This window comes from Xenorhabdus ehlersii (assembly GCF_003610465.1).
Lineage (GTDB): Bacteria > Pseudomonadota > Gammaproteobacteria > Enterobacterales > Enterobacteriaceae > Xenorhabdus > Xenorhabdus ehlersii.
This window is the reverse complement of record NZ_RAQI01000002.1, coordinates 483,393-509,127: the sequence shown is the minus strand read 5'-3', so window position 1 is coordinate 509,127 and position 25,735 is coordinate 483,393. Positions and strand designations below refer to the sequence as shown.

General features: G+C 40.1%; 24 protein-coding genes, 1 tRNA gene and 4 pseudogenes. 14 read left to right on the top strand and 15 right to left on the bottom strand.

The features are described 5' to 3' along the window. Positions 1–222 precede the first annotated feature (222 nt). The 3 genes from cspG to BDE27_RS08400 form a co-directional block, all read right to left on the bottom strand. Positions 223–438 (bottom strand): cold shock protein CspG, encoded by a 216-nt coding sequence (cspG, locus tag BDE27_RS08410; RefSeq protein ID WP_099133603.1) that lies wholly within the window; start codon positions 436–438, stop codon positions 223–225. 281 nt (positions 439–719) lie between these two features. After that, positions 720–1,115: a structural protein gene (locus BDE27_RS08405; RefSeq protein WP_099133601.1), complete on the bottom strand. Its 396-nt coding sequence runs from the start codon at positions 1,113–1,115 to the stop codon at positions 720–722. Beyond that, entirely contained in the window at positions 1,096–1,428 is a 333-nt protein-coding gene (locus BDE27_RS08400) for a phage holin, lambda family (RefSeq protein WP_099133599.1), read from the bottom strand. The genes BDE27_RS08405 and BDE27_RS08400 overlap by 20 nt, the downstream gene beginning before the upstream one ends. Before the next feature lie 393 nt (positions 1,429–1,821). Here BDE27_RS08400 and adiA point away from each other — a divergent pair. The 5 genes and pseudogenes from adiA (at position 1,822) to BDE27_RS08375 (ending at position 7,517) form a co-directional block, all read left to right on the top strand. Beyond that, positions 1,822–4,096: pseudogene (gene adiA, locus BDE27_RS08395) on the top strand (arginine decarboxylase). Positions 4,097–4,113: 17 nt separating this feature from the next. Continuing rightward, positions 4,114–5,457, top strand: coding sequence for an arginine/agmatine antiporter (gene adiC / locus BDE27_RS08390; protein WP_099133595.1), 1,344 nt, complete (start codon positions 4,114–4,116; stop codon positions 5,455–5,457). Positions 5,458–5,806: 349 nt separating this feature from the next. Next, a complete protein-coding gene (locus BDE27_RS08385) occupies positions 5,807–6,253 on the top strand; it encodes a hypothetical protein (protein ID WP_099133593.1) in 447 nt (148 codons plus the stop codon). A 305-nt stretch (positions 6,254–6,558) separates the two neighbouring features. Continuing rightward, entirely contained in the window at positions 6,559–6,987 is a 429-nt protein-coding gene (locus BDE27_RS08380) for a universal stress protein (protein ID WP_099133592.1), read from the top strand. Positions 6,988–7,079: 92 nt separating this feature from the next. Continuing rightward, complete coding sequence (locus BDE27_RS08375; protein WP_099133590.1) at positions 7,080–7,517, top strand: universal stress protein; 438 nt, start codon at positions 7,080–7,082, stop codon at positions 7,515–7,517. A gap of 99 nt (positions 7,518–7,616) precedes the next feature. On the opposite strand, the gene BDE27_RS08370 is transcribed toward BDE27_RS08375, so the two are convergent. Then, the gene (locus BDE27_RS08370) at positions 7,617–7,799 is read right to left on the bottom strand and encodes a hypothetical protein (RefSeq protein WP_099133588.1); all 183 of its coding nucleotides are present in this window, start codon (positions 7,797–7,799) and stop codon (positions 7,617–7,619) included. Positions 7,800–8,078: 279 nt separating this feature from the next. Here BDE27_RS08370 and BDE27_RS08365 point away from each other — a divergent pair, with 279 nt between their 5' ends. Both BDE27_RS08365 and phoH read left to right on the top strand, forming a co-directional pair. Further along, positions 8,079–9,119 carry an endonuclease gene (locus BDE27_RS08365; RefSeq protein ID WP_099133587.1) on the top strand — a complete coding sequence of 347 codons (1,041 nt, stop codon included), beginning with the start codon at positions 8,079–8,081 and terminating at the stop codon, positions 9,117–9,119. Positions 9,120–9,451: 332 nt separating this feature from the next. Further along, positions 9,452–10,231, top strand: a complete 780-nt coding sequence (gene phoH, locus BDE27_RS08360; protein ID WP_099133585.1) for a phosphate starvation-inducible protein PhoH — start codon at positions 9,452–9,454, stop codon at positions 10,229–10,231. A 104-nt stretch (positions 10,232–10,335) separates the two neighbouring features. Here phoH and BDE27_RS08355 read toward each other — a convergent pair whose 3' ends face one another. The 4 genes and pseudogenes from BDE27_RS08355 to BDE27_RS08340 form a co-directional block, all read right to left on the bottom strand. Continuing rightward, positions 10,336–10,494 (bottom strand): DUF2474 domain-containing protein, encoded by a 159-nt coding sequence (locus BDE27_RS08355; RefSeq protein WP_167450564.1) that lies wholly within the window; start codon positions 10,492–10,494, stop codon positions 10,336–10,338. Next, on the bottom strand, positions 10,475–11,482 hold the full coding sequence (gene cydB, locus BDE27_RS08350) for a cytochrome d ubiquinol oxidase subunit II (protein WP_099133582.1): 1,008 nt from the start codon (positions 11,480–11,482) through the stop codon (positions 10,475–10,477). The genes BDE27_RS08355 and cydB overlap by 20 nt, the downstream gene beginning before the upstream one ends. Further along, on the bottom strand, positions 11,472–12,821 hold the full coding sequence (locus BDE27_RS08345) for a cytochrome ubiquinol oxidase subunit I (protein ID WP_099133580.1): 1,350 nt from the start codon (positions 12,819–12,821) through the stop codon (positions 11,472–11,474). Before BDE27_RS08345 ends, cydB begins: the two co-directional genes overlap by 11 nt. Before the next feature lie 144 nt (positions 12,822–12,965). Continuing rightward, positions 12,966–13,452: pseudogene (locus BDE27_RS08340) on the bottom strand (transposase); the annotation flags it as partial. 169 nt (positions 13,453–13,621) lie between these two features. On the opposite strand from BDE27_RS08340, the gene BDE27_RS08335 reads away from it, so the two are divergent. The 5 genes and pseudogenes from BDE27_RS08335 (at position 13,622) to BDE27_RS08315 (ending at position 16,999) form a co-directional block, all read left to right on the top strand. Next, a complete protein-coding gene (locus tag BDE27_RS08335; RefSeq protein WP_099133578.1) occupies positions 13,622–14,047 on the top strand; it encodes a hypothetical protein in 426 nt (141 codons plus the stop codon). A gap of 131 nt (positions 14,048–14,178) precedes the next feature. Then, the gene (locus tag BDE27_RS08330; protein WP_099133576.1) at positions 14,179–15,003 is read left to right on the top strand and encodes a hypothetical protein; all 825 of its coding nucleotides are present in this window, start codon (positions 14,179–14,181) and stop codon (positions 15,001–15,003) included. Positions 15,004–15,029: 26 nt separating this feature from the next. Continuing rightward, positions 15,030–15,425: a hypothetical protein gene (locus tag BDE27_RS08325; protein WP_099133574.1), complete on the top strand. Its 396-nt coding sequence runs from the start codon at positions 15,030–15,032 to the stop codon at positions 15,423–15,425. A 259-nt stretch (positions 15,426–15,684) separates the two neighbouring features. Further along, positions 15,685–15,789 (top strand): annotated as a pseudogene (locus tag BDE27_RS20390) (IS200/IS605 family transposase); the annotation flags it as partial. Positions 15,790–16,157: 368 nt separating this feature from the next. Beyond that, positions 16,158–16,999 (top strand): IS5 family transposase gene (locus BDE27_RS08315; RefSeq protein ID WP_099133611.1). Its coding sequence is split into 2 segments (ribosomal slippage): positions 16,158–16,500 and positions 16,500–16,999, totalling 843 coding nucleotides; the frame shifts between segments, so codons are not numbered across the junction. A gap of 30 nt (positions 17,000–17,029) precedes the next feature. On the opposite strand, the pseudogene BDE27_RS08310 reads toward BDE27_RS08315, so the two are convergent. The 4 genes and pseudogenes from BDE27_RS08310 to BDE27_RS08295 form a co-directional block, all read right to left on the bottom strand. Further along, positions 17,030–18,168, bottom strand: a pseudogene (locus BDE27_RS08310) (ISAs1 family transposase). Between the two features lie 591 nt (positions 18,169–18,759). After that, entirely contained in the window at positions 18,760–19,056 is a 297-nt protein-coding gene (nadS, locus tag BDE27_RS08305; RefSeq protein ID WP_099133572.1) for a NadS family protein, read from the bottom strand. A gap of 46 nt (positions 19,057–19,102) precedes the next feature. Next, on the bottom strand, positions 19,103–19,456 hold the full coding sequence (locus BDE27_RS08300; protein ID WP_187652033.1) for a type II toxin-antitoxin system RelE/ParE family toxin: 354 nt from the start codon (positions 19,454–19,456) through the stop codon (positions 19,103–19,105). Positions 19,457–19,633: 177 nt separating this feature from the next. Next, a tRNA-Lys gene (locus BDE27_RS08295) sits at positions 19,634–19,709 on the bottom strand. A gap of 233 nt (positions 19,710–19,942) precedes the next feature. Between BDE27_RS08295 and cycA the strand changes: the two genes are divergently transcribed. Further along, positions 19,943–21,349, top strand: a complete 1,407-nt coding sequence (cycA, locus tag BDE27_RS08290) for a D-serine/D-alanine/glycine transporter (protein WP_099133568.1) — start codon at positions 19,943–19,945, stop codon at positions 21,347–21,349. 56 nt (positions 21,350–21,405) lie between these two features. Here the strand turns inward: cycA and BDE27_RS08285 are convergent, their stop codons facing one another. Then, positions 21,406–21,789, bottom strand: a complete 384-nt coding sequence (locus BDE27_RS08285) for a nuclear transport factor 2 family protein (RefSeq protein WP_099133566.1) — start codon at positions 21,787–21,789, stop codon at positions 21,406–21,408. Between the two features lie 141 nt (positions 21,790–21,930). Here BDE27_RS08285 and BDE27_RS08280 point away from each other — a divergent pair, with 141 nt between their 5' ends. After that, entirely contained in the window at positions 21,931–22,434 is a 504-nt protein-coding gene (locus tag BDE27_RS08280) for a GNAT family N-acetyltransferase (protein WP_099133564.1), read from the top strand. 549 nt (positions 22,435–22,983) lie between these two features. Here BDE27_RS08280 and BDE27_RS08275 read toward each other — a convergent pair. Continuing rightward, positions 22,984–23,976, bottom strand: a complete 993-nt coding sequence (locus BDE27_RS08275) for a CgnE/CgnB domain-containing protein (protein WP_099133562.1) — start codon at positions 23,974–23,976, stop codon at positions 22,984–22,986. A 767-nt stretch (positions 23,977–24,743) separates the two neighbouring features. Then, positions 24,744–25,655 carry a LysR family transcriptional regulator gene (locus BDE27_RS08270; RefSeq protein ID WP_099133609.1) on the bottom strand — a complete coding sequence of 304 codons (912 nt, stop codon included), beginning with the start codon at positions 25,653–25,655 and terminating at the stop codon, positions 24,744–24,746. Positions 25,656–25,735: the final 80 nt, after the last annotated feature.

Sequence of the window (25,735 nt, the reverse complement as noted above, 5' to 3'; positions counted from 1 at the left end):
AGCACGGGAACACGGTGGGAGCAGAAGATTTGAGAGATTCAGGAAGTTAAGCTTTCAACGGATAGAACGCTTCTATTGATAATGAAGCCAAAGAGGAAGGGGCAGAAACCGGTCCAGTTTTATCCATACCGGCAACTGAAAATATTTTGACATCCCGTCACTCTGTCCACTCAAGCCAGAGGCTGTCTTCGTTATCGCAGAGGAAGGGACTCAGGGAAGATTTTACGCTGTAGGCACAACGTTTACTGCTGCCGGGCCTTTAGCACCCTTCTCGATAGAGAACTCGACCTTCTGGCCTTCGAACAGAGTGCGGTAGTCGTTACTCTGAATAGCGGAGAAGTGTACGAAGACGTCTTTGCTTCCATCAGTAGGGGAGATAAAACCAAAACCTTTATCCGCATTAAACCATTTTACTAAACCAGTCATTTTATTAGACATGTGATATTTCCTTTAATTGAGCCTTTTTAGGCGAATATGGCTTGTTTTACAGAAACTACTTAGCGCTTAATGGAGAAACTCAAAAAGAAGGGGATATCTGGGATAACGCCTGAGGATGAGAATTGCTTTAATAAACTGCTTTGTATGAGGTCTGTCTTTCAAACCGACCCAGCTATTAACGCATGATTGCGAATATTAAGCAAGTTATATTTTTAGTTATCTGGCAGGGAAGCGGGATACGATACTGTTGAAAATCACCGCCAGTAGGCGGTGATTAGAACTTATAACAATTCAAATGCTCGCTTAATGATCTCATCGGAATAAGGCTGTTGGCCGTTTTCCATTTGAATGATAGCTTTAACCAGTCGGCTCATTGTGGCGACATTTTCTACATCCACCACGGCACTGCTAGCTATGCCAACTGATTTACATACATAAACGATATAACTCTCGGTATTATTTTCATTCGGTGGTGCCCAGCGGGAAATAAACTGGCGAATAGTATTGTCCCCGTATTTGCGTTCGTAGTTGCGCAGAATTTTTAGCATCGCCCGTATGCCATATTCCGGCGCCCCAAATTGACAAAATGATTTGTCTGTCTGGATATCACGCAAACCCTGCCATTTATCACCGTGGCGGATATTGCCCGGGTTGTGGTTACGAATCCCTCTTGTCATTGTTATCTCCTAAACGTTTATTGATGGCACGAATGGCAAACTCTCGTATTTTCTCTACGCCAATAAAACCAACGGCACCGCCGAGGGCAGGTGAAATACTGTTTGGAATACCAAATAGTTCCAGTCCACTGGAAAATCCCCACGACAGCGCTCCACATAGTAGCGGCTCGACCCAGCGATTTTTCCGCTCCACACCGTCATAAATAAGTCGGCCGTAACAGATCATGATGGCCAAAATAGAACCAGAAATTTGCGGCCAAGCGTTTCTTAGACCGTTTAATAAATCGGCCCATAAATCAGGATGTTCTTTCATATTGTTCCCATAATTTAGTGATGGGCATCATCAGCACTTACTTAATGACGTCCCGTACCCTTCATAGTAACGCTGGTAAAGAAAATCCACATGGTTACGCTATTGTGCTCTGGCTCTTACTAAACCCATAAACGCCAAATTTTAGAGATAGACAAAAAAACAAATGGATTGCACAAATTCAAATAGACACTATATTAATCAATGTGATTTTTAATCTTAAAATTATATATTAACAAATAGTTAACTTAGATAATTATATTATTGATAGCTTTTACTGTGTCTCATTTAGCATCGTTAAATTTTCCTGATCGTATCAACTATTCGATGGTCATTGCCAAGTAACTCTGAATTTATCCTGTCAGTTCAAGTAGAGATAGAGTAAGGAATAATGTCATGAAAGTATTGATAGCAGAAAACGAAGTGGGTACACGATATCATAGTCACTATGTGGAAAATGCTGTGCATAGGTTGGCTGATAAATTAATCGAAAAAGACGTGGATGTTATTATTGCTGAGTCTTTTGATGATAGTTATACAATAATTTCAGCCAATGAATCGTTCGATTGTTTAATGATAAGCTGTGCACTCATCGATGATGATTTATATCGTCAAATACAGAAACTTCTCAATAAATTATTTGAACGACAGGAAAATGTTCCGGTCTTTTTGTTAAGTGATCGGGAAAAAGCGGTATTTTTGCTAAATCATGAATTACTGGAACAGCTAACTGAATTTGCCTGGATATTGGAAGATTCTGCGGATTTTATTGCGGGTCGTGCCATTGCAGCCATGCAGCGTTATCGTCAACAATTATTTCCTCCTTTAATGTCGGCATTGATGAAATACAGCCGAACCTATGAATATTCCTGGGCGGCGCCAGGGCATCAAGGGGGCGTCGGATTTAATAAAACACCAGTTGGTCGCTTTTATCATGACTATTATGGGGAAAATCTTTTTCGTACCGATATGGGAATTGAGCGAGCTTCATTGGGTTCGCTATTAGATCATTCCGGTGCATTTGGTGAAAGTGAAAGAAACGCCGCCAGAGTATTTGGTGCAGACCATTCTTATTCTGTCGTGGTCGGAACGTCAGGCTCTAACCGCACGATTATGCAGGCTTGTATGACCGAAGATGACGTGGTCATCATTGACCGAAATTGTCATAAGTCCATTGAACAGGGGCTGATACTGACAGGCGCCAAACCGGTTTATATGCTGCCGAGCCGTAACCGCTATGGCATCATCGGGCCTATCTATCCACAAGAAATGCAGGCTAAAACATTACAGAAGAAACTGAAACAAAATCCACTGTTCCAAGGCATGGCTAATCAGAAACCTGTTTATAGCGTAGTGACAAACTGTACCTATGATGGTGTCTGTTATAACGCTAAGCATGTACAGGAGTTATTAGATAAAAGTGTCGATAGAATACATTTTGATGAAGCATGGTATGGCTATGCGCGGTTTAACCCAATTTATCATGATCATTTTGCCATGCGTGGAGATCCGAAAAATCACTCTGGGCCGACAGTTTTTGCTACCCATTCATCTCACAAGTTGTTGAATGCACTATCTCAAGCCTCCTTTATCCATGTACGGGACGGACGCAAACCTGTAGAATTTTCGAGGTTTAATCAGGCCTACATGATGCATGCAACAACTTCTCCTCTGTATGCGATTTGCGCTTCAAATGATATCGCGGTTTCAATGATGGATGGCAATAGTGGCTACTCATTGACTCAGGAAGTTATTGAAGAAGCTGTTGATTTCCGTCAGGCATTAGCGCGTTTGAATCGAGATTTCAGTAAGAAAGGGGATTGGTTCTTTAAGCCCTGGAATCAGGAAAAAGTGACAGATCCTGTGACTGGTAAAAAAATGGCTTTTGAGGATACACCCAAGGAACTACTGACGAAAGAACAAAGTTGTTGGGTAATGCGTCCGGGAGACAGTTGGCACGGATTTGAAGATTTACCGGATAACTGGAGTATGCTTGATCCGATTAAAGTCAGCATATTGGCTCCGGGCATGGGGGATAATGGTAAGTTGAAAAAAACAGGGCGTGCCGGCAGCATTAGTCACCGCATGGTTAAGTCAGCACGGTATCGTACCAACCCGTACCACGGACTTCCAAATTATGTTCCTATTTTCAATGGGGATCACCAAAGGAAAATGGGGAACATTGCTTAACACCTTGCTGTCTTTCAAACACCATTATGATGCTAATACGCCTTTGAATAAAGTTTTACCAGATTTGGTAGAGCAGCACCCAGAGGTGTATGAGCATTTAGGATTGAAAGAGTTAGGCGATAAAATGTTCGATTATTTACGGCAGAATAATCCGGGTGAAAAACTGAATCGGGCATATGCTGGTTTACCCAAAATGGAAATGACGCCGCGAACCGCTTACCAGGCCATTGTGACCCATAATGTGGAAATGGTGGCACTGGACGATTTACCTCATCGCATTGCTGCGAACTCTATCATCCCATATCCGCCCGGTATTCCCATGCTGCTTTCAGGCGAGAACTTTGGTGATAAAACCAGTCCCCAAATTGGATATTTACACGCATTACAAAAGTGGGATCACGAATTTCCTGGTTTTGAGCATGAAACGGAAGGTACAGAGATTATCAATGGCATTTATCACGTCATGTGTATAAAAAAGTGAAAACGGGAAGATAAATTATGGCTATTGTTTCAAAGGCAAATGTTTCAGAGGCAAAAAAAGTCGGATTGATCCCCGTTACTCTGATGGTTGCGGGTAACATCATGGGATCGGGCGTTTTTCTCCTGCCTGCCAGTCTGGCCTCAACAGGAGGTATTGCGATCCTTGGATGGCTGGTAACTATCATTGGTGCCGTGGGGTTATCGATTGTCTATGCGAAAATCTCCTCACTGGATGACAGTCCAGGCGGTTCTTATGCCTATGCACGACGAGCCTTTGGCCCTTTTTTAGGCTATCAGACTAACATTTTATATTGGCTGGCGTGTTGGATCGGTAATATCGCAATGGTTGTGATTGGCGTTGGTTACCTGAGTTATTTTTTCCCTATCCTGAAAGATCCCATTATTTTAACCATCACTTGTACAGTCATACTGTGGATATTTGTCATTTTGAACATTATCGGGCCACATGTTATTACCAGAGTGCAAGCGGTAGCGACAACCTTAGCATTGATTCCGATTGTAGCAACCGCTGTATTGGGTTGGTTCTGGTTCAACGGTAAGACCTATATGGATGCGTGGAACGTCAGTGGATTGAATACCTTTGGCGCGATTCAGAGTATTTTAAACGTAACATTATGGTCTTTTATTGGCGTTGAAAGCGCTTCTGTTGCGGCTGGTGTGGTTAAAAATCCTAAGCGTAATGTGCCTATTGCGACTATTGGCGGTGTGCTGATTGCGGCCGTCTGTTATGTTCTGTCCAGCAGTGTAATTATGGGTATGATCCCCAACGCGGCGTTGAAAATCTCATCTTCACCTTTTGGTGATGCTGCCCGATTGGCATTGGGAGATACCGCTGGAGCAGTCGTTGCCTTTTGTGCCGCGGCAGGCTGTTTGGGATCATTGGGCGGCTGGACATTGCTTGCAGGGCAAACAGCCAAAGCTGCCGCAGATGATGGACTGTTTCCTTCAATCTTTGCCAAAGTGAACAAAGCAGGAACTCCGGTTGCGGGTTTGTTGATCCTGGGGGTTCTAATGACGATTTTCCAACTCAGTAGTATTTCGCCAAATGCAGCGAAAGAATTTGGCTTGGTCTCTTCCGTCTCTGTGATTTTTACCTTGATACCTTACTTATATACCTGTGCAGCTTTGCTGTTAATTGGTCATGGTCATCTTGGGCAAGAGAAAACGCGATATATCATTATTACGTTTATCGCCTTTATCTATTGTATCTGGGCAGTTTTTGGAACTGGAGCAAAAGAAGTGGTATGGACGCTCGTTGTTATGATGGTCATAACGGCAATGTATACCTTTAATTACAATACGAAACATCCTGTCCCTTTTCCGTTAGATAAAAAAGCTTAACTGCGATTTTTCGGTGTCACTATTTTGGTGCTGTCATTACAGCACCTTTTTTTGATCAAAAAACATTCGTAATTTGTGATCTTGCCCTAATATTCACGCTTCTGCGCGTAGTATTTAAATAACAAAGGAAATGATTTCATACTGGGTTCAGATGGTAAGGCTTTACCTGGCAGATTGTTATCTTTCTTTGTGGAGAAATAAGATTATGAAAAAATATATATTACTCATACCGATAATGGTGGCTTAGGGTTGTTCGGCTTGCGCAAACGATACGAAAATAACAAAGGCAACACATTCTTTAAAACCTGACAATATTGTTCATAAGCCACTGGTTTTCAGAACCGGCGACATGAAGGAATGTGGGTATGGTTATGTGGTTGGGGTATGGTCAAATGGCGATAGATGGTATGAATGTTATCAGCGTCTGATTGATACTTTTGGGCATCAGGCAGAATATGTGGCACTTGGCGGTATTAGTCTCGAACAAGTTTATGGAGTGCAGGAGTATGTGTATGATGAGGGGGAAGAAGATTATGTTGAAAGGGGGGCTTATATACCTAATACATTGTACCGAGATGTTCAAACAGGACTCAATACCGGCCCTTATATACAGCACTCCCAACCACAAAATGAAATAATCACATCTGTATCTTATTGTGCTCTTAATCTGTCTCTCCCGCGTTATTCTGCTCGTCTTACAGCCAGTATTCACGATAAATACCCATTCTTAAAAAAATTAAAAATATGTCATGACAGCTTATCGATAATCGCTTTTTTAAACGCCACTATTTTGTAATAGTATTCAATTTAATTTCACTCCACCGGTTCTAAGGTGGAGTGATTAGTTCTGGATTAATAAGACGATTTTTGAGCAGAAGTAGTAACATTTTCTGCTTATTATCTTAATCAATAAGGTTTGTGAAATAAATTATCATTTGATGTAATAGACAATTATGAGTTTGTCAGGCTAATCTCTATCCATGAATCTGAATAGGAGCTAACTTGTTTTAGGTGTTAGATAACTCACAGTAAGTTTTCCGCATTTCAATATACTAAAAGAAATCAGGATAACTTGGTATTTCGATAAGTAGGAGCGTGCATATGTACAAAACTATTTTAGTACCAGTAGATATTTCAGAAGAAGATCTAACCAACAAGGCTGTTGACTGCGCTCTTAAAATTGCCAGGGAAACAGGGGCCAAATTACATTTTTTACATGTATTACCCATTTCATCGGCGATTATTAATGCTTATGCATTAGGCTATATGGAAATTAAGGACAAGGCGACTATCAAGGCAGAACGGGACTTGAAAAAGTTGGTTGATTCCATTGAATTACCAAATCGTCAGCTCTCTTATTCGATTGCATTTGGTTCACCAAGAGACGAAATTACTGCTACAGCAGATGAAATTGGCGCTGATTTGATTGTTATCGGTTCAAGACGACCTAATATCACGACGCATTTGTTGGGTTCCAACTCTGCTGGAGTTGTCAGATATGCAAAAACATCTGTATTAGTAGTGCGATAATTATTGGTGGTAAGAATGATAATTTGTTGATTTTACTGCTTTTAACTGATGCTCAATAGCTAGCGGTTATATCCGATTACAGGGGAGTATGTATGTATAACACGATCTTAGTTCCAATTGATATTGCGGAAGATATATTAACTGATAATGCAATCAAGCATGCTGAATATTTAGCAAAAATATCTAATGCAAAGGTTCATCTTTTTCACTCTGTGCCAGATATTTCCCGATTTTCCGTGAATTATAGTTACCACTATGATTTATTGAGTGCTTTTGCCAAAAAAGCAATAGCGAATTCTGAAGAGGAACTGAAAAAAGTCGTAGAACGAATGGATTTACCTAAAGATAGGGTATCATTCTCTGTTGCCTTCGGCTCTCCACGGGATAAGGTGTTGTCTACAGCGCGTGAGATTAATGCAGATTTGATTATTGTCGGATCTCGTCGGCCAGATATCTCAACTCACTTGCTGGGTTCAAATGCGTCGGGCATTGTAGGATATGCTAATATCTCTGTTTTAGTTGTGAGATAACTGACTGCATCCGGATAAAGTTGATTTTTATCTATAAAAACCGTGCTCGAACATAGCACGGTTTATTTGGGTTATGGAAAACTACAGAGAAAATTTCGGTTAATCAGAAAACGAATTCAGTGTAATATCTAACTGATTCTTACCGGCGATAATAATCTGAATCTGTAAATTGTTTTCTGAACTGTTAGTGGTAATAACGGTCACCTCTTCATTCCCTGAATATTTTTTTACAACTTCCAGTAATTCTTGCTCAAGTTGTTCAGTTTTAGTGCTAATGGCCATTTATCCTACTAAATTCAATTAAATATTTTAGGAGTGTCTTAATATTACCCAAATAAACAGAGTTCAATAGTTTAATAAGATTAATGTTTTTCCGCTTAATATGCCAATAAAATATGTTAATCGGTGGATTAAATTATATTATTATCAATTACATCAAATAATGTATTGACGTTTTCCTAATCGTTAAAGAGAAATCGACGAATAATATTTGTCATTTTAGAGGGGGATCAGGCAGGATAATAGATGGATGTTATGCACAATAAGTAAATAGGTATTATTTTGAATAGTAAAATAGGCCAGTTGGCACGTTATCTTTTGGTTTTTGGATTAACCCTCTCTTTTCATGCATGGAGTGCACCGACCAGCTTCGAACAAGCTAAAGTTGAATCAAGAAAAAATGTTTATAACGGACAAACAAAATCAGGCATAGGCACACTATATTGTGGATGTGATTGGCAATGGGTTGGCAAAAGTGGTGGGCGTGTTGATCTGGCTTCTTGCGGTTATCACGTTAGATCACAGCAAACAAGGGCTGCACGTATTGAATGGGAACATATGGTGCCAGCTTGGGTATTCGGGCATCAGCGTCAATGTTGGCGGAATGGTGGGCGGAAAAACTGCGTTGAAACCGATCCTGTATTTCGCATGATCGAATCAGACATGCATAACCTGGCTCCATCGATCGGTGAAGTTAACGGTGATCGCAGTAATTTTGGTTACGGAATGCTCGCCAGAAACACACCTAATATGTATGGTTCATGTAGCAGTAAGGTGGATTTTAAATCACATTTGTTTGAACCACGCGATAGAGTAAAAGGTATGGTTGCCAGAGTCTATTTCTATATACATGACCGCTATAATCTGACTATGTCACGCCAGCAGCAACAATTGATGATGGCATGGGATCGCCAGTATCCAGTGGATGCCTGGGAGCGTGAAAGAGATAACCGAATCGCCAAGATTATGGGGCACCATAACCCATTTGTGACTGGCAGCAAAAAGTGGGAATTGGGACATAAAAATTCAGGTCAAGGTTTAATATCGCAGCAAGGATTGATGGCGCAAAAAGGGGGAGAGGTACAGAGCCGTGCGCCAAAGCAAAGTAATTTGTATGCAGGGAATAGCCAGATATCAACCCAAAGGATGACATCAAAAACGGCGCAAGATGAGATAATTAAGGGGAATAAAAATAGCCAGATTTATCATTTTGCACACTGTGCTAGCTATAAAACGGTGGCAGATAAAAACGCAATTTACTTTCGCTCAGAAGCCGAAGCCAAAAAAGCGGGATATCACTTGGCTGGTAATTGTAAAAAGTAGTTGTTAATGCATTGCTAATAAAAATTAAACAATGTTTCAGTAAAATTTAACCTTTGAGCTTGTCATAAATAAAAAACTGTCATTATACTGACATCATAGTCCGTTAGATTACACCAAAGAAAACGGAAAGAGGCGAGGAATGCTAATGACAGATGCTAAAACTGCATTCTCGGTTAGGAGCCGGCGCGTAAGATCATGTCACTGATAAAAAGTGACGATCTTAGCGTCGGTTTTTTTATGGGCCTTTGATGAGCTTAAAAGGGAGCTCCTATCTATAAATAACATCGATGTTAAGACACCGCAAAGTGAGGCTAACGATAAGGTGTGCGACTATGGGTAGACAGAAAGCAGTGATTAAATCTCGTCGTGAAGTTAGAAGAATGTTAAAAAGGGACTCACGTTATCGGGATAACGATAATGTCACTTCACTGGTACAGCTTGGAGGTGTGGAAGCTATCGGAATGGCGCGTGAAAGCAGGGATATTTCAGAAATTATGCCGCGCAGCGAAGCACAGTATCGCTATATGCGGGCGATCAATAACAAGCAATTGATTATTGCTAATGGTGAAGCGGGTTGCGGAAAAACCTACGTTAGTGCCGTGATGGCGGCCGATGCCTTAATCAATAAAGAGGTTGATAAAATTATTGTGACGCGTCCGGTATTACAGGCAGAAGAAGATCTTGGTTTTCTGCCGGGAGATATGGCGGAGAAATTTGCACCTTATTTCCGTCCGGTTTATGACGTGTTATTAAAACGCATGGGAGCTTCATTTTTGCAATATTGCTTGCGTCCTGAAATTGGCAAAGTAGAAATTGCTCCTTTTGCCTATATGCGAGGAAGAACATTTGAGAATGCATTTGTGATCCTTGACGAAGCGCAAAATGTTACCGTTAATCAAATGAAAATGTTTTTAACGCGGTTGGGAGAAAATGTAACAGTGATTGTAAATGGTGATGTTAGCCAGTGTGATTTGCCGATAAAAATTACATCAGGGTTGGTAGATGCATTGGAGCGGTTTTCCGATGACGAAGCTATCAGTGTGATCCATTTCTCCCAACAAGATTGTATTCGTTCTAAATTATGCCAGAAAGCATTGATAGCTTACAGATAATAGATTTTAAATTGCATAGACACGTAGTATAGGAATAAATCCCCCAGTTAACTTTGTGGCTGGGGGATATAAGATATCGTCTCAGTAATTAGAAAAGTTAGTTATCACTTGATCTTCATTCCCGCCATTGTCATTAGAGTACGAAATAACGTGGATACAGCGTATAAGGCCATTACACTGCAAAACCAAATTGCCACCATCCAACCCAAGCGCTTCCAGAGTGAAGGGCGTTGTGATGCTGTTTTAATGGTAGCCTTGTTCATGGGTGATTTTTCCTCGGAAGACATAATAACTCCAAAAGGTATAAGTCAAAATTATCGGGATAATGAACAGAGCACCAACCAGCATAAAACCCAATGATTGAGGAGGGGAGGCCGCCTCTTCATAGCTAATAGAGGGCGGGATAATGTTCGGCCAAATGCTGATCCCTAATCCAGTAAAGCCCATGAAAATTAACAACAGTGCTGCCAAAAACGGGGTGTAATGGCTTGAGTTCTGGTTAGATTTCAATAGCAGCCAGCTTGACCATAATACCAATAATGGTACGGGCATGAAGAAAAATAGATTCGGTAAGCTGAACCAGCGTTCGGCAATCGTTGAGTGGGCAAGTGGTGTCCAAATACTGATAATGGCAATAATTGCTAGCATCAGCAATGTCAAGGGATGCAGAACACGATACATCTGTTGTTGCAAGTGGCCTTCTGTTTTCATCACTAGCCAACCACACCCCAATAAGGCATAAGCGATGACAAGTCCAATCCCACAAAATAGAGGAAAAGGAGCCAGCCAATCAAAATGGCTGCCGATATAAACACGATTTTCGACAGGAAAACCTGCAATAACTGTCCCAACAACGATACCTTGCATAAAGGTGGCGAGAATCGAACCGGCCATAAATGCCTTATCCCAGAAGTGTTGGTGCTTTGGTGTGGCCTTGAAACGAAATTCAAAAGCAACACCACGAAATATCAGGCCCAATAACATAATGGTCAATGGGATTGCCAATGCATCTAAAACTACCGCATAAGCCAGTGGGAACGCGCCAAATAACCCAGCGCCTCCCAGCACTAACCAAGTTTCATTACCATCCCAGACAGGAGCAACAGAATTCATCATCAGATCACGATCGGATTGCTCTTTAATCGCTGGATATAAGATGCCGATTCCAAGATCAAAACCATCCATCACGATATACATCATGGTGCTAAATATGATGATCAGGAACCAAATGAGAGGAAGATCAATGCCCATTTACTGACTCCTTATTTGGGACTGGTGGAAGACCTTTACGGATAAGTTTCATCATATAGGCGTAACCAACACCGAAGACGGCGGCATAGACGACAAAGAAAATAAGTAGGCTGATGCTCATGTGGATTTCACCGTGTGCAGATACCGCATCTTTGGTGCGCATTAAGCCGTAGACGACCCACGGTTGGCGGCCAATTTCTGTTGTGAACCAGCCTGCCAGAATTGCAATAAGGCCGGAAGGTGCCATCAAAAGCATAAAGCGGAGGAAGAGCGGGTTTTCATACAGGCGTTTTTTATAACGCAACCATAGTCCCCAGGCGCCGGCAAAAATCATCAAAATCCCCAATCCCACCATGATGCGAAATGACCAAAACACCATAAAAGCATTTGGGCGATCTTCCGGGGCAAATTCTTTCAGTGCCGGAACTTGTTTATCCAGACTGTGTGTCAGAATCAGGCTGGCAAGATAGGGGATTTTGACTGCATAACGTGTCTCTTCTGCTTCCTGATTGGGAATGCCAAATAGAATCAGTGGGGTGGCTTCACCAGGATGATTTTCCCAATGACCTTCCATCGCAGCGATTTTAGCCGGTTGATGTTTTAACGTATTCAATCCGTGCATATCGCCAATCACGGCTTGTAATGGGGCAATAATCAGGATCATCCACATCGCCATTGACAACATTTTCCGCATGGCGGATGAATCATTGCCTTTCAGCAAATGCCAGGCAGCAGAAGCAGCAATGAAAAATGCTGAGGCCAGGAATGCCGCGGTCCCCATATGCAGCAGGCGATAGGGGAAAGATGGATTGAAAATCACCGCGAACCAATCAACAGGAACAACTAGATTATCTATAATTTCATGGCCTTGTGGTGTTTGCATCCAGCTATTAGAGGCCAATATCCAGAATGTAGAAATAATTGTGCCGAGTGCCACCATACAAGTTGAGAAAAAATGTAGCTTTTCTCCGACCCGATGCCAGCCAAACAGCATGACACCAAGGAATCCAGCCTCAAGAAAAAATGCGGTCAGCACCTCATATACCAACAACGGGCCTGTAATGGTACCGGCAAAATCAGAAAAGAAACTCCAGTTGGTGCCGAACTGATAAGCCATCACCAAGCCAGAAACAACTCCCATACCGAAATTAACCGCAAAAATTTTTGACCAGAAATGATATAACGTTTTGTAGTCCGTATTACGTGTTTTAAGCCATAAGCCTTCCAATACCGCCAGAAAGCTTGCCAAGCCTATGGTAATGGCAGGAAAGATAATGTGAAAAGAAACAGTAAAGGCGAATTGTATCCTTGCGAGTTCAAGGGCAGTTAACCCTAACATAGTGACCTCTTATTGCAATCTTTGGGTATATGGGTAAACGAAGTTAGAAGGTGCAGACAAGTAGAACACAGGGAAATGGGGTATAATAGTGACAATTTTTTATATATTGACTATAACAGTTTGAGTGAAAGCCAGTTATATGATGTGTTGTGAGCAATGGATAAAATTTTTCAATGACGGCTTGATCGTTTCGATGATAAATCGTTTTGATAACATCATATTATGCTACTCAGCAAATCGGCGGGCTTTTATATTGCGGTGTTTTTTAGTGATAAGCGTGATCTCGCTTTTTGCTAAATCGCCCGTGAGTTCCTGGCTGAGATAGCCTTTATTGCCGTAAAGAGAACCTGTTAAAAAACGGAAGGGGAGATACTAATAAAACGGGTATAACTGAGCAAGGTGGAAAAATCGTTGTGGTGATATTTCCAAATATGCACCAGATAAAAATGTTTAAAATCACGGTAATATGACAGATGAAAGAGGATCAAAATGGTCATGATTTCACTGGAACACATGCGATTTCGTCGGTGGCGTAGACGGTATCCGTTATCAAGACAAAACTGCGTCCAGTGGGGATGAAAAAACGACAAAAATTGTCGACATCGCAGAAAATTTCAACTAAGTTATTCATAGCCTGTTCCTCCCGGAGCGGTTTTCGGCGTTCACCAAAGTTTTGCTTCCGGAACAGACTTCTCGTCAATTTCTTATCCAGAATTCGGATTAAATATCATATCATGAAAATTAATTATTAAATAAAAGGTCAACATGAAAAAAATATTTTAAAACTAGCTATTAGCTTATTGGCTTTTAGTATTGTAAATATCGCTCATGCAGAAACTGACAAAACCCAATTGAATTCTATTACAAAAAAAGAATCTGCTCGACTTAAATATGAACTAATCGATTTTTCAAATGGTAAAAAAAGTTGTACCGATCAGGTTAACTATTTGGGCTATGTTAGCTCGGTTGGTATTTGGTATGTAGGCAGAAGTACGACTGGTAATACCAAAAATTGGATAAATATTGCAGTCATGGATAAAAACAGGAAAAATCGTGAAGAGTATTGGACGCAATATGATGCAAACACAGATGCAGGTAAAGTGATCAATACTGTAGCAATGTATACCGCTGCCAGTGGAGAAAAAGTCTCTGCTCAATGCACTGTAGGAAGTGATGGAAATAATTATAACATAAAATCTTTATGGGTTGGACCAGACGCTTGGTAATGTAGGGATGCATATCATGAGTTTAGCAAAGTTTGCGCTGAGAAATAATGGCGGCGGAAGATGAATGTTTATAATCCCAAGGTAAACCGCCACAAACATTATATTTAAAAAAATCAAAGGAAATTAAATGTATGAAATTTTTTTTGAAACGATTACAGACGATATTTTTTCTAAGTTTTACACTGTCTGTTTCAGCGGTACAAAGCTATGCCGCATTTAATGAAAATGATCCAGTCAACAACCGTTATTCAGCTTCATATAATCACGGGGAAAAGATAAATTGTGGGCGTGGACATTCTCCTCCATTATCGCATACAAAGAAAAGTTTGGGGGATTCACAATGCATTGATTTTTTTGTTGTTTACCCCCTGGCAAAAAGTTTAATTCCCATTACCAATATATTGCTAACTCACTCTGAGCCTAAGCCTAAGCCCAAGCCCAAGCCTAAAACTAAAACATGCGGAGTAGAGCTAACCACAACAAAGACTTGGGCTTTCAGTTCATGGTATAGTACCTTTACTCGTCAGGGTGGTTGTCAGATTAAGCTTAGGTTAATTTGTGATGGAAGTGAAAGTGCATGCTCCCCTTCTGTTGGAGACTATTCATCATCCAATAAATTTCAAGTGATAATATTTGATGATAAAACAAACTATAAAAAAGAAACTCTTGATCGCACTCAAAACACAGAAAAAGCTAACGTAACTCACCATTCGACCATCGTAGAATCAACCGATAATATGATGGTTGAAAATAAAGGAAGTGGAACAGCAAACATTTCATATATTACTTCTAGTTGTTATAATGACATAGGCCCTAGTTCATTTCATGTTAATTCAGGTTCAGTTTATTCTTTTACTGTAAAAACGAGCAATGCCTATAATCTAGTCCAGTGGTGGAGTTGTTGGGACAAAGTTAAAACAATCAGTTGGAAAATTGAATATACTACATATGAATAAGTACGTTAAAAAAGAGGTTAAATAAGATGAAAACATTTTCTATACTTGCTTTATTTTTGAGTATAATTAGCAATGTAGCGGCTGCTACACCTAAAGATACTACAAATAATACACAACCTAAATTAAATATAGTTGGCTCAATAATTAAGACGAATCCTGCAAAAGACTGCACTCTCAATGCGGGTTATCTTATTTCTCTATCTGTAGGATATGGTGGTAATAAAAACTGGACAACTTATACCATTAAAAATAAAGAAGGTGCCCAGGCTTGGTATTGGGGGGCTTATCAAGTTGATACCCCTGCAGGGAACGCCATGCTTGCAACGGCAATTTATGCTGCATCTAGCGGACAAAAAGTTATGATTCAATGTGACACCAATAATTATATTAGTTCTTTGATGGTAGGGCCTGATGCTTACTAATTCATTTAGTTGTATTATTATGTAGAAAACAGATGTTGATATTCAACAAATGCTAACTTTGCTACGAGCCTTGCCACCACCACGGCACATATAATTACCGAAATATTTAAGATGCTAATGATTAAAGCAGATTTCATAATTTTACTTTTATTTAAAAGTGTATAAATATTTATTTATTTATTTTTTCCATATGAAAGGTTAAAACCGATTTTAGTCAGTCAGCTTTAGCTGTGATACTGTGTTGCACGAGAGGTGCAATATGGATTACAGATATGGCAGCCACACGGTATTTAGGATTGAATATTATTTTGTGTGGGTAACGAAATACAGGTACAAAGTGCTGACAGGAGAAGTTGTGCTACGGTAAGTTAGGTCAGTTAACGGAAGAGATGATAAAGGCTTATCTGGCGCATCATTTTGAATCGAACTCGGATGATAACTTTAGGATGGACAATTGACGCATCGTTCAGCCGATGTGTATCGGGGCTTTCAGTCCGTTAATCACTCACCCACCGACTTGAGTCGGTGGGTGTTGGATTATTTATTTATGTTTGTATCAAAATTAAAAACTTTTCACACTCTTAGGCTTGGGAACTTACCGGAAGCGGACGTACGTTTGCTTCGCCAGATATAATCGCCTGTCAGATTGATATGTTCCCAGTCTAGGCTGTGTCCCTTAATGTAAATTGATAGTATTCTCATCTAAACTGTTTTCAATATGGGAAAAAGATGATGGCACGCTACGACATTCCTGATGACGCATGGATAGTGATAGAACCTTGTTTGCCCCCGGTCCATTCAGAGCGAGCAGGACGTCCACATGTTGAACACCGCCGTGTGATGAATGGGATGTTCTGGGTCTTGTGCTCCGGGGCACCGTGGCGTGATTTACCGGAACGCTATGGTCCCTGGAAAACGGTTTATAACCGATTTAATCGCTGGTCAAAATCAGGCATTATCAACAAAATATTTAACCGGTTACTGTCCATTCTGGATGAAAAAGGCTTGATTGACTGGGCTGAAATTTGTCTGGATGGCAGTAATATTCGCGCCAGTAAAGATGCCGCAGGGGCGAAAAAAAACATCCCGATATCGCTGACGATCATGCGCTGGGTCGCTCACGCGGTGGTTATGGCACCAAAATCCACCTGGCAACCGACAGACGGGGTTTTCCCCTCAACCTACTTTTGACGGCGGGGCAAGCCCATGAAAGTCGATCCGCCATCCCTTTGCTCGACGGCATTGGCATACAGCGCAAAAATGGTTTCATGAAACGGCGCGGAAAAGCCGTGCTGGCAGATAAAGGCTATTCGGGCGGAAAACTCCGCGGTTATCTGCGTAAATTGAGGATCAAGAGCGTTATTCCGTATAAAATCAATGAAAAAGGCCGTGCTGATGGTCGTACGCAATTTGATGAACAGGCGTATCGTGACCGCAATGTTGTCGAACGCTGTTTCGGTTTTCTGAAAGGAAATCGGCGTATTGCAACCCGTTACGAAAAAACCGCCCGAAACTATTTGTCCATGGTGAAATTAGGCTGTATTCGACTCTTTTACAGGCGGTTATCTAATTAAGGGACGCAGCCTAGGGCAAACGGGTCTAAATTATACTGATGGAAAACCCATCGTAAGGACTTTCAGCATATAGCTATTATCCCAACCTGCTTTATGTCGCTTGGTTTTAATACTGACTTTAACCGTTTTCTCGTTTTTTAGCAGGTTTAACGCGATTTTATTCATTAAGGCTATATTTTCTGCACCGTAACCACTTCTCAGGCGGTTTTTGTCTTCATGGAAACTCACATCCAACTGCCAGTGTAATTTCGATTCAATGTGCCAATGACTGCGTATTGCATACGCGATAAATTGGGCGGTCTTAGCCTGATGGCTGGTGATGTAGTAACGTCGTTCATACGTCTCCGCTTTCCCTTTGATTTCCCGATGAGATTCAACCACGGCAACTCCGCCCAACGTTTTCCATTGCGGATGCCGTTCTTTCAGCCCGTTAACATCACTGACCAGCCATACTTGCCGCTGTTCTATACGCCCATGATCCCCGTCGACACATCGGTTTCGGTCATGTGCTATCCCGGTAAAGTGAGTGGCCAGATGAGTATCTAAAAACAGCTTGATATCCTCATAAAATTCGCCTTGGTTGCCTTTTAACGCCAAGATATAATCAGCCTGACCTGTCACAATTTGCTCCGCTATCTGAGACTGACAACCCATCGCATCAATCATGATTGTTGCTTCTTCAATATCCAGTAAAGCCAGCAGTTTGGGGATCGCAGTGATCTCATTGGATTTGTCCGACACTTTCACTTGACCAAAACACAGCTGATTGGCGACGGACCAAGCACTCACCAGATGGATAGCCGGGACACCCCTGGCTTTATCCAGCGTGCCTCGCATCGTTTACCGTCTACCGCAATAATCTCTTCGGACAGGTTAGCCAGACTTTTCACCCACGCGGTAAAGGCATGGCTAAACTCGTGTGGATTGAGTCGGTTGAGAACATCATTGAAGGTATCATGACTGGGTATTCCGTTCGGTAACGCCAGAAATTGCCTGAACCAGTCTTCTTTGGTCTTGCCATATTCTTCAATATCATTGAAATTTTCATAGCCGCAGATGATGGCACAAATTGAGATAGTGAGAATATCGATAAGCGAGTGACGCTGAGTCCGGTTGACACGCGGATCGCTGAGATGCCCGAAGGCGTGACTGATAGAGGTGGTTTTCATCGTGGGGGTTCAGGGTGATGTGGACGGAAATATAGATGATAAACCACAATGCGTTATTAATGACACATTGAATGGGCAAAAGTATCTTAAAAAATTAATTGGTCAATTTAGACCCGTTTGCCCTGGTCTTTGTATGCCAGTACTCGCTTTCGAAAATCTAAGCTGTAGCCCATCTCATTTTCTGCCTTGTCATCTTAGGTTTAGATATTATGTCATATTAGTATGATTTAGCTATAACACCAAATCAGGCGAGCATGTTTCACCTGCCTGCACGTTTTGGATCAAAAAGTTTTTTCAGTTTTAAAATCCTGCAAACCGAATCGCCAGAGCGCGCCAGTACTGGCGGCGTGGGAAAAATCCCGAACTGAAAGACGTGAAAAGATTTTCAGGCAATTCCAGCTTTTGGATCGCAAACGGATCGCGGGGCAAATATCAATATGATGATATTAAAGGAAAAATTCTATTTTACGTGGGATGAATGGATCACAAAATAAAGCCGCATATCATCATAGAAATCAGATGGAATGCGGCCTTGCAAGATATGCGGAACTGAAATTACTTTCTCTCCTTACATCAGGGCAAGGAAGAAAATTAAAGTGCGCTTAATTCACTAATCAGCGCAGGATTACGCTCAAGCATCTTAAGCAGCTTAAGTGATGAACCAGAAGGAATACGGCGGTGTTGCTCCCAACTTTGAATTAGGGAAGCAGAAACGCCAACAGCTTCGGCAAATTCACTTTGTTTTAACCCAAAGGTTTCGCGTAGGTTTTTTACATCAGGCAGACGGTGGCGATGAATATTTTCAACAGGAACGGAAAGCTTTCCTTTTTCAATCGCTACCATCTGATTCATGCTTTCAACCAGATCATCAAAAAGTTTTTTGTCCATAGTTTCTCCGTTGTATGAACATTGCCGCGTATCTACGCGGCGTTGATTATTGCAATTTGTTACTGATGGCTTTAAGTACTTCTTTCTCTTTTGGGGTTAAATCATCTTTTTTATTCTTAGGGTAAATCAAAAGAAGATAAAGCCTTCCTGTTTTCGTGATGGTGTAGTAGATGATTCTTACTCCGCCACTTTTTCCCATTCCTTCTCGCTGCCAGCGAATTTTCTTACATCCTCCAGTAGCGCTAATGGTACTACCTTGTTCATGATTCTTTAGTAAGTGCTCCTGTAGTTTTCTGAATTCATCATCGGTTAATAAATCAGCTCGATCTCTACTAAATACAGGGGTTTCGATAAAAAGTAGGTATTCCTTAAAAACACATCCTTGCCGTTTATGGAAAATAGTTTATTCGTACCTTGTACGAATGCCAATATAAAATCGTACATGGTACGAAAACTAAAAGAGCATGGGAAAATATAGCCCAAAAATCCCTATCGCCACTTTGTCGCCACTGGTTATAAAATGCAAAAAAGCCACTTGCGAAAAGTGGCTTAATACTATGATTTAATTATTAAAATTTGGTGGGTCGTGGGAGGCTCGAACTCCCGACCAATTGATTAAGAGTCAACGGCTCTACCGACTGAGCTAACGACCCAACACGATTAATTATTCTCCAACGTCAACTGGGCGTCAATGGCCTATATCCATTTTTTTACTAATTGAATAAAATACGCACAGAAAACCCTTAACTAATTGGTCGAATTGTAATCACTCTGTTTTTCATGTGAAATCCTTCTGTTAATAGCGCGGTTGTCTATGTCAAAATGTTCTATTAAACACAGCTTGAGGGTATTAAGGCCATGCTGTGAGAATAAATTGGATACAACTATGGAAGAAAAAATACAACCCACTCACACTACTGAAACTGGAAGCTCGCACTTGCAGCGAAGTCTCACCAACCGACATATACAGCTAATCGCAATTGGTGGTGCCATCGGTACTGGCCTGTTTATGGGATCAGGCAAAACCATCTCTCTTGCGGGGCCATCGATCATTTTTGTTTATATGATCATAGGCTTTATGCTGTTTTTTGTTATGCGGGCAATGGGAGAGTTATTGCTTTCTAATTTGCACTATAAGTCGTTTAGCGATTTCTCCGCGGATTTACTAGGGTCATGGGCCGGTTTTTTTGTAGGCTGGACTTATTGGTTCTGCTGGGTAATTACTGGTATAGCAGATATTGTTGCCATCACTGCTTATGTTGGGTATTGGGTATCCGGCTTTCCAGAATGGGGAACTTCGCTTTTGTGTGTTCTGATATTGTTAACTCTGAATCTCGCGACAGTTAAGCTGTTTGGTGAACTGGAGTTTTGGTTTGCCATGATCAAAATTATTGCCATTATTGCCTTGATTGTGACAGGAGGCATTTTGATTGGCATCAACTTTAAATCACCAGCAGGACATGTTGCAGCACTTTCTAATGTCTGGAATGATGGTGGTATGTTCCCCATGGGGTTAAGTGGTTTTTTTGCCGGGTTCCAGATCGCGATATTTGCTTTTGTTGGTATTGAGTTGGTGGGAACTGCCGCAGCGGAAACTAAAAATCCGATGAAATCTTTACCAAAAGCGATTAATGCTATTCCAATCCGCATTATCACGTTTTATGTGTTAGCTCTGATTGTCATTATGTCAGTCACACCGTGGCGAGCCGTCAGTGCGGATAAAAGTCCTTTCGTGGAATTGTTTATCTTGATCGGATTGCCAGCCGCCGCCAGCGTTGTTAACTTTGTGGTTTTGACTTCTGCGGCATCTTCGGCAAATAGTGGGGTTTTCTCTACTAGCAGGATGTTATTCGGGCTGGCGAAAGAAGGAGATGCACCAAAGCAGTTTAGCCTTCTTTCCCGTCGTTCGGTTCCTGCATCAGGGTTGATTTTTACTTGTCTGTGCCTCTCTTTGGGGGTCATTTTGATCTATTTTATCCCCGATGTGATGAGAGTTTTTACTCTAGTGACAACCGTTTCTGCGATCCTGTTTATGTTTATTTGGAGCATGATCTTATGTTCCTACCTGGTTTATAGAAAGCGTCGCCCAGAACTACACCAGGCTTCGGTGTATAAAATGCCATTTGGTATTGTAATGTCTTGGGTATGCTTGGTTTTCTTTGCTTTTGTTTTGGTATTGCTTTCCTTGCAGCCAGATACTCGCCAAGCGTTAGTGGCCACACCAATTTGGTTTATTATTCTAATGATCGGGTTTCAGATTGTGAAAAAGCGTAAAACCCGCCTTACTCATTAAGTAAAAGGATCCTGCTGATTAATTCTGATGGCCCAAATATTGGGCCATTTTTTATCTTAAACAGGTATGATCGTACCTTGATGAAATCTAAGCTGCCATTTACCGGTTGAAGATAATTGCCAAATTGATGAACGAAATGCTTGATTGAATAGGGTGCCAGTTCGATCCAATTCGTAAGACTGATAAGTTAATAATATAATATTTTCATCAAGACAACTCATAGAAAAATCTTTTGAGAAAAGTTGAAAAGTAGTTTTTATTTCCGTAGTTAATGCATCGAGCACCTCTTTTTTAGTATAAACATAACCTGATTTACTAATTTCTAGAAAGTCATCGTGTAATATCATATTCAGCCAATCGGCATTATTTCTTTTTTTACCGTGAAGACTCACTTCAAGGCTTTTGAGTAATTCAAAAATAGCTACATTTTCCTGAACCATATGAACTCCAAAAAAATAAATGGGTATGAAATAATTTCAGTGGAAAGCTGAATTATTACTTTAAATAGATATTTAACACACTATTTACATTTGTTTCTTTATCAGGTAATTATAAAGAGGGCAAGTTAAAAAGAGGTGTGTATGGAAATTATAATAAGGGCAACTGAGCCAGAGGATGCTGAGCATTATCAACGAATTTTTAGCCACCCTGATGTTTACTTCAATACGTTACAACGACCATGTCCTTCGCATGAAATGTGGCGTGAACGTTTAAAATTAAAGAAAACACAAGGGCATATTGATTTTGTGGCCGAAGTAAATGGCAAGGTCGTGGGTACAATAGCATTATTTACCTATGCTAATCCGAGACTTAGACATGTCGTGGGGCTTGGTATCGGTGTTGATGCGGCTTATTTTGGTAAGGGTGTTGGTTCAAAGTTGATGGCTTTTACCATTGACTATGCATTCAATTGGTTAGGCTGCATCAGAATTGAACTGGAAGTTTTTACTGATAATGAAAAAGCGATTGCCTTGTATAAAAAATTTGGTTTTGAAGCTGAAGGCATACGGCGTATGCAGTCGTTTAGAAATGGTCAATATTGTGATGTGATGGGGATGGCATTAATTAATAGTCGATTTGTATGATGCTTTTAGAGGTTATAGTAGTAAATAATAAACTGGCTCTTGGCAAAAGGAATTTTGCAGAAAACTTGAAATATGAAGACGGAGAAGAATTTCTCCGTCTTATATAATCATTAATATACTAATGTGAAGAATATATATTCTTTTAAATAGGCCACATGGCTGTTCCAACGGGAACAACGGCTTTTTCTTGCATAATTTCAACAGCCTCTTCAAAAGTTTCTTCTTCAAACCATTCGCTTAATTCGATAGTGATATCTTCCATATTAACCTCAACTTTAATAAGTTTATGATGATTAGACTATATGACGAATAATTTATCTATGATATGTTGCAGGTAACAATGCTATATGATAATGAAGAAAAATGGATTGTAAATAAATATGTTGTGCAAAAAATAAAAAATGCTTTTATCTGGTGTAATGGTACGATTCTATTAATTATGTATAAATATTTTACTGTTTAGTTGGTTTTTTAGACTTTGAAGTAATTATAATATTGTTTTTATTGGTTGCCATATATGAAATTGAATTTTATGAAGTTATTTTTAATCTAAATATTAAATAATTTTTTATGAAAAAATTTCTTCTTATCAAAGAATAGGTTTCCTCCTTGAAAAATAAGATCTAAATGGTGGCTACCCATTGCACCGCCACCTAATCCAAGATGCAGGCCAGGATGTCGTTCTTCAAAACCAGCGTTTAAACCGTACAGCCTTTTAACACCATAATTTGTCCCAATACCAAATTCTTCAATCACACTATTGCTTGGATTTGCGGATAAATATTTGTCAAAATCTTGGGAGAAAATAGGATCACGGCATGTAAAGTCAATGATTTGGCTATTTTTTACTTTTATTCTGAAAAAATCTTTTACGACACCATATTTAATAGCAAAAGGGATAGTGCTGAGAAAAGTACCACTAAAAGTGATACATCCTTCTAGATTGTGCAGTTTTGTTGCTATTTCACCAGGAGTGATATCATAACTATCTTTACCATCAATTGATGTCCATGATTGGTTTTTGCTAATCGTTGCGGTAAGAATGCAATCATTCCCTTGTTCAAAGATAATTTGTTTACTTGCCATGGCAAGATTTATGAGTGATTGGTTTCTATTACTTATTATTTCTATTTGCTCAGAGAAAGCTTCATAAAAATGTTCACCATAATCCTTAAAGATAATTGATTTTCGCCAATTTTCTTGCATGACTTGCCTTATGGGAGATAAAAACTGAGGCCCAGATGATGTAAAAGGTTTTAATGTTGATGAAAGATAAAAAAACATGAAAACATCACATTTTTCAATTTGTTCAATTAAAATTGATGAAGGAGTAGAATCGAGAGGCAGTAAATAAATTTTCAGCAAAGGGAATTCTGTCGTGGCACTTGAAATATTTTCAATAATATTCTTATGTCGCTCATCCCATCCAATTAATAAGTTAATGATCTCTCCATTTTCTTTCTTTTTATTGACTGAAGGATGATGAAACAAGTTAGAAAACATGTTTCTTATGCTTTTGTTTTTTTCATCAATGATTAACATAATAACCTCATGATTAAAAATGAGTAAGCATTTTCCCGTTTTTTCTATATATGAATATAGCGGCATATTAATGATAATTAAGAACATATACCAATTTTAGAGAAATTACTTGGCTGCCCCGATAGTAGAAGTAGCAGTCTTACTGCATTATGTTTCAATAGATTGTTAAAAAATTTCTTTTTTAAGAAATTGCTTTAATGAGACAATAATACCTCTCATATTAATATCGAATTTACCTAATGCTATGACTATTAGGTTATGTTATAAGTCACAATATCACAACTAGATCATAACGTGAACAAATATATTGTAAATAATATGTATGTGAAATCGGATAGGAAATTATTTTTATCCGATTTTATCTGTGTTTTCAATTTATTAAAGATATTAAATTGTTTGGTTTATTTTTAGAGTTTTTTATTTGGGTGTTTTTACTTCTATTTCAATTAATTAATTTATTATCAGGATATTTGTTAACTTGTTTTAACAGGTAATCTCATAGAGACGGATATAATCGGATGGAAAATATTTATTCATCTTTAACATCTTAATCTAAGCTTAAACGGGAGCCTGGCCGATAGCAATTGATTAGGCAGGAGTCCGGATTGAAATTAGTATATCCAGCATGGCTAGCTGCTTGTTGAGCGATTTGTTGAAAAAAAATTTTTTGGCTAGGCCAGACCTGGAAGCGGATCAACCATTGTATAACGATACTCTTATTTATCGCTTATCCAACCAAGCGTGCCACAGTTGGTCATGCTGAATGATTATAGTATGCCCGTTTGGTGTGACCGTCCTGACAGTTTATCCTGATTTTGAAAAACCACATCTGCTAAAAAATCTGCTACTTTCCGTATCCTGGGGGAATGGGCTAAATCAGATTGAATAACAAGCCAGATGGGTTTATCTATGCCTAACTCAGGCGAAATACAAGTAAGCCCTGCGTTATTGGCTGCAATATGAGGTAGCACGGCTAATCCCAGGTTCGCAGTTGCTGCTGCAATTTGAGAACAAATCGAAGTTGTTGCGACTGAAAGAGAGCGCCCTTGTAAGACTTGTTTAAGCCAGTTAACGGAAGGAAATTGCGAGTATTCACTTGTCCAGCCAATAAAATGGGCGTCGTTGTATTCACCTCTAAATATACCGGAAGTGCAGGTGGCTAAATAGGCTTCGCTTCCATAAAGGCCAAACCCCAGCGTTCCTAGTTGTCGGACATTAACATGGCCTTGCTCCGGTCTGATGATACGAAGTGCTAAATCAGCATCGCGGCGGTGAAGGTTTACCGGGTAGTTATCCGTTGTGATTTCTAATGTCAGGTTTGGGTGATTTTTTTGTAAGGTCAGCAAGTTTGGCATAATTAAATAATTGGATAATGTTTCGAGTGTTGCAAGGCGTACACTGCCTGCAATCGTTGCCCGTAGATCGGCTTCAAACAGAAATGAACTTGCTGCCATCTCCATGGTTTTGGCTTTTTCCAATAGTTCTGCGCCATCTTCTGTTAGTTGATAACCTGTTTGATGCCGCAAAAATAATGGCATTCCGAAGGTATTTTCCAGACGTTCAATTTTTCTCGATACCGTTGCCACACCAATACCAAGAAGCTCAGCTGCTTTACTGATAGTACCTGCTCGTTCGATTGCCAGGAATATTCGGATATCATCCCAAATAAGTGATTGCATGATTTGTTTTCCATTTCTGAAAATTTGATTACCAATTTTGCCTAAATATTTCAATTTTAAAAGATGCCACAATGATTTTG

Coding starts and splice junctions, on each gene's coding strand:
- BDE27_RS08400 (WP_099133599.1), bottom strand. CDS start 1,428: ATGAAAGAACATCCTGATTTATGGGCCGATTTATTAAACGGTCTAAGA.
- BDE27_RS08405 (WP_099133601.1), bottom strand. CDS start 1,115: ATGACAAGAGGGATTCGTAACCACAACCCGGGCAATATCCGCCACGGT.
- BDE27_RS08385 (WP_099133593.1), top strand. CDS start 5,807: ATGAAGGAATGTGGGTATGGTTATGTGGTTGGGGTATGGTCAAATGGC.
- adiC (WP_099133595.1), top strand. CDS start 4,114: ATGGCTATTGTTTCAAAGGCAAATGTTTCAGAGGCAAAAAAAGTCGGA.
- BDE27_RS08280 (WP_099133564.1), top strand. CDS start 21,931: ATGGAAATTATAATAAGGGCAACTGAGCCAGAGGATGCTGAGCATTAT.
- BDE27_RS08270 (WP_099133609.1), bottom strand. CDS start 25,655: ATGCAATCACTTATTTGGGATGATATCCGAATATTCCTGGCAATCGAA.
- nadS (WP_099133572.1), bottom strand. CDS start 19,056: ATGGACAAAAAACTTTTTGATGATCTGGTTGAAAGCATGAATCAGATG.
- BDE27_RS08285 (WP_099133566.1), bottom strand. CDS start 21,789: ATGGTTCAGGAAAATGTAGCTATTTTTGAATTACTCAAAAGCCTTGAA.
- BDE27_RS08330 (WP_099133576.1), top strand. CDS start 14,179: ATGAAATTTTTTTTGAAACGATTACAGACGATATTTTTTCTAAGTTTT.
- cydB (WP_099133582.1), bottom strand. CDS start 11,482: ATGGGCATTGATCTTCCTCTCATTTGGTTCCTGATCATCATATTTAGC.
- BDE27_RS08380 (WP_099133592.1), top strand. CDS start 6,559: ATGTACAAAACTATTTTAGTACCAGTAGATATTTCAGAAGAAGATCTA.
- phoH (WP_099133585.1), top strand. CDS start 9,452: ATGGGTAGACAGAAAGCAGTGATTAAATCTCGTCGTGAAGTTAGAAGA.
- BDE27_RS08370 (WP_099133588.1), bottom strand. CDS start 7,799: ATGGCCATTAGCACTAAAACTGAACAACTTGAGCAAGAATTACTGGAA.
- BDE27_RS08275 (WP_099133562.1), bottom strand. CDS start 23,976: ATGTTAATCATTGATGAAAAAAACAAAAGCATAAGAAACATGTTTTCT.
- cycA (WP_099133568.1), top strand. CDS start 19,943: ATGGAAGAAAAAATACAACCCACTCACACTACTGAAACTGGAAGCTCG.
- cspG (WP_099133603.1), bottom strand. CDS start 438: ATGTCTAATAAAATGACTGGTTTAGTAAAATGGTTTAATGCGGATAAA.
- BDE27_RS08375 (WP_099133590.1), top strand. CDS start 7,080: ATGTATAACACGATCTTAGTTCCAATTGATATTGCGGAAGATATATTA.
- BDE27_RS08345 (WP_099133580.1), bottom strand. CDS start 12,821: ATGTTAGGGTTAACTGCCCTTGAACTCGCAAGGATACAATTCGCCTTT.
- BDE27_RS08355 (WP_167450564.1), bottom strand. CDS start 10,494: ATGAACAAGGCTACCATTAAAACAGCATCACAACGCCCTTCACTCTGG.
- BDE27_RS08325 (WP_099133574.1), top strand. CDS start 15,030: ATGAAAACATTTTCTATACTTGCTTTATTTTTGAGTATAATTAGCAAT.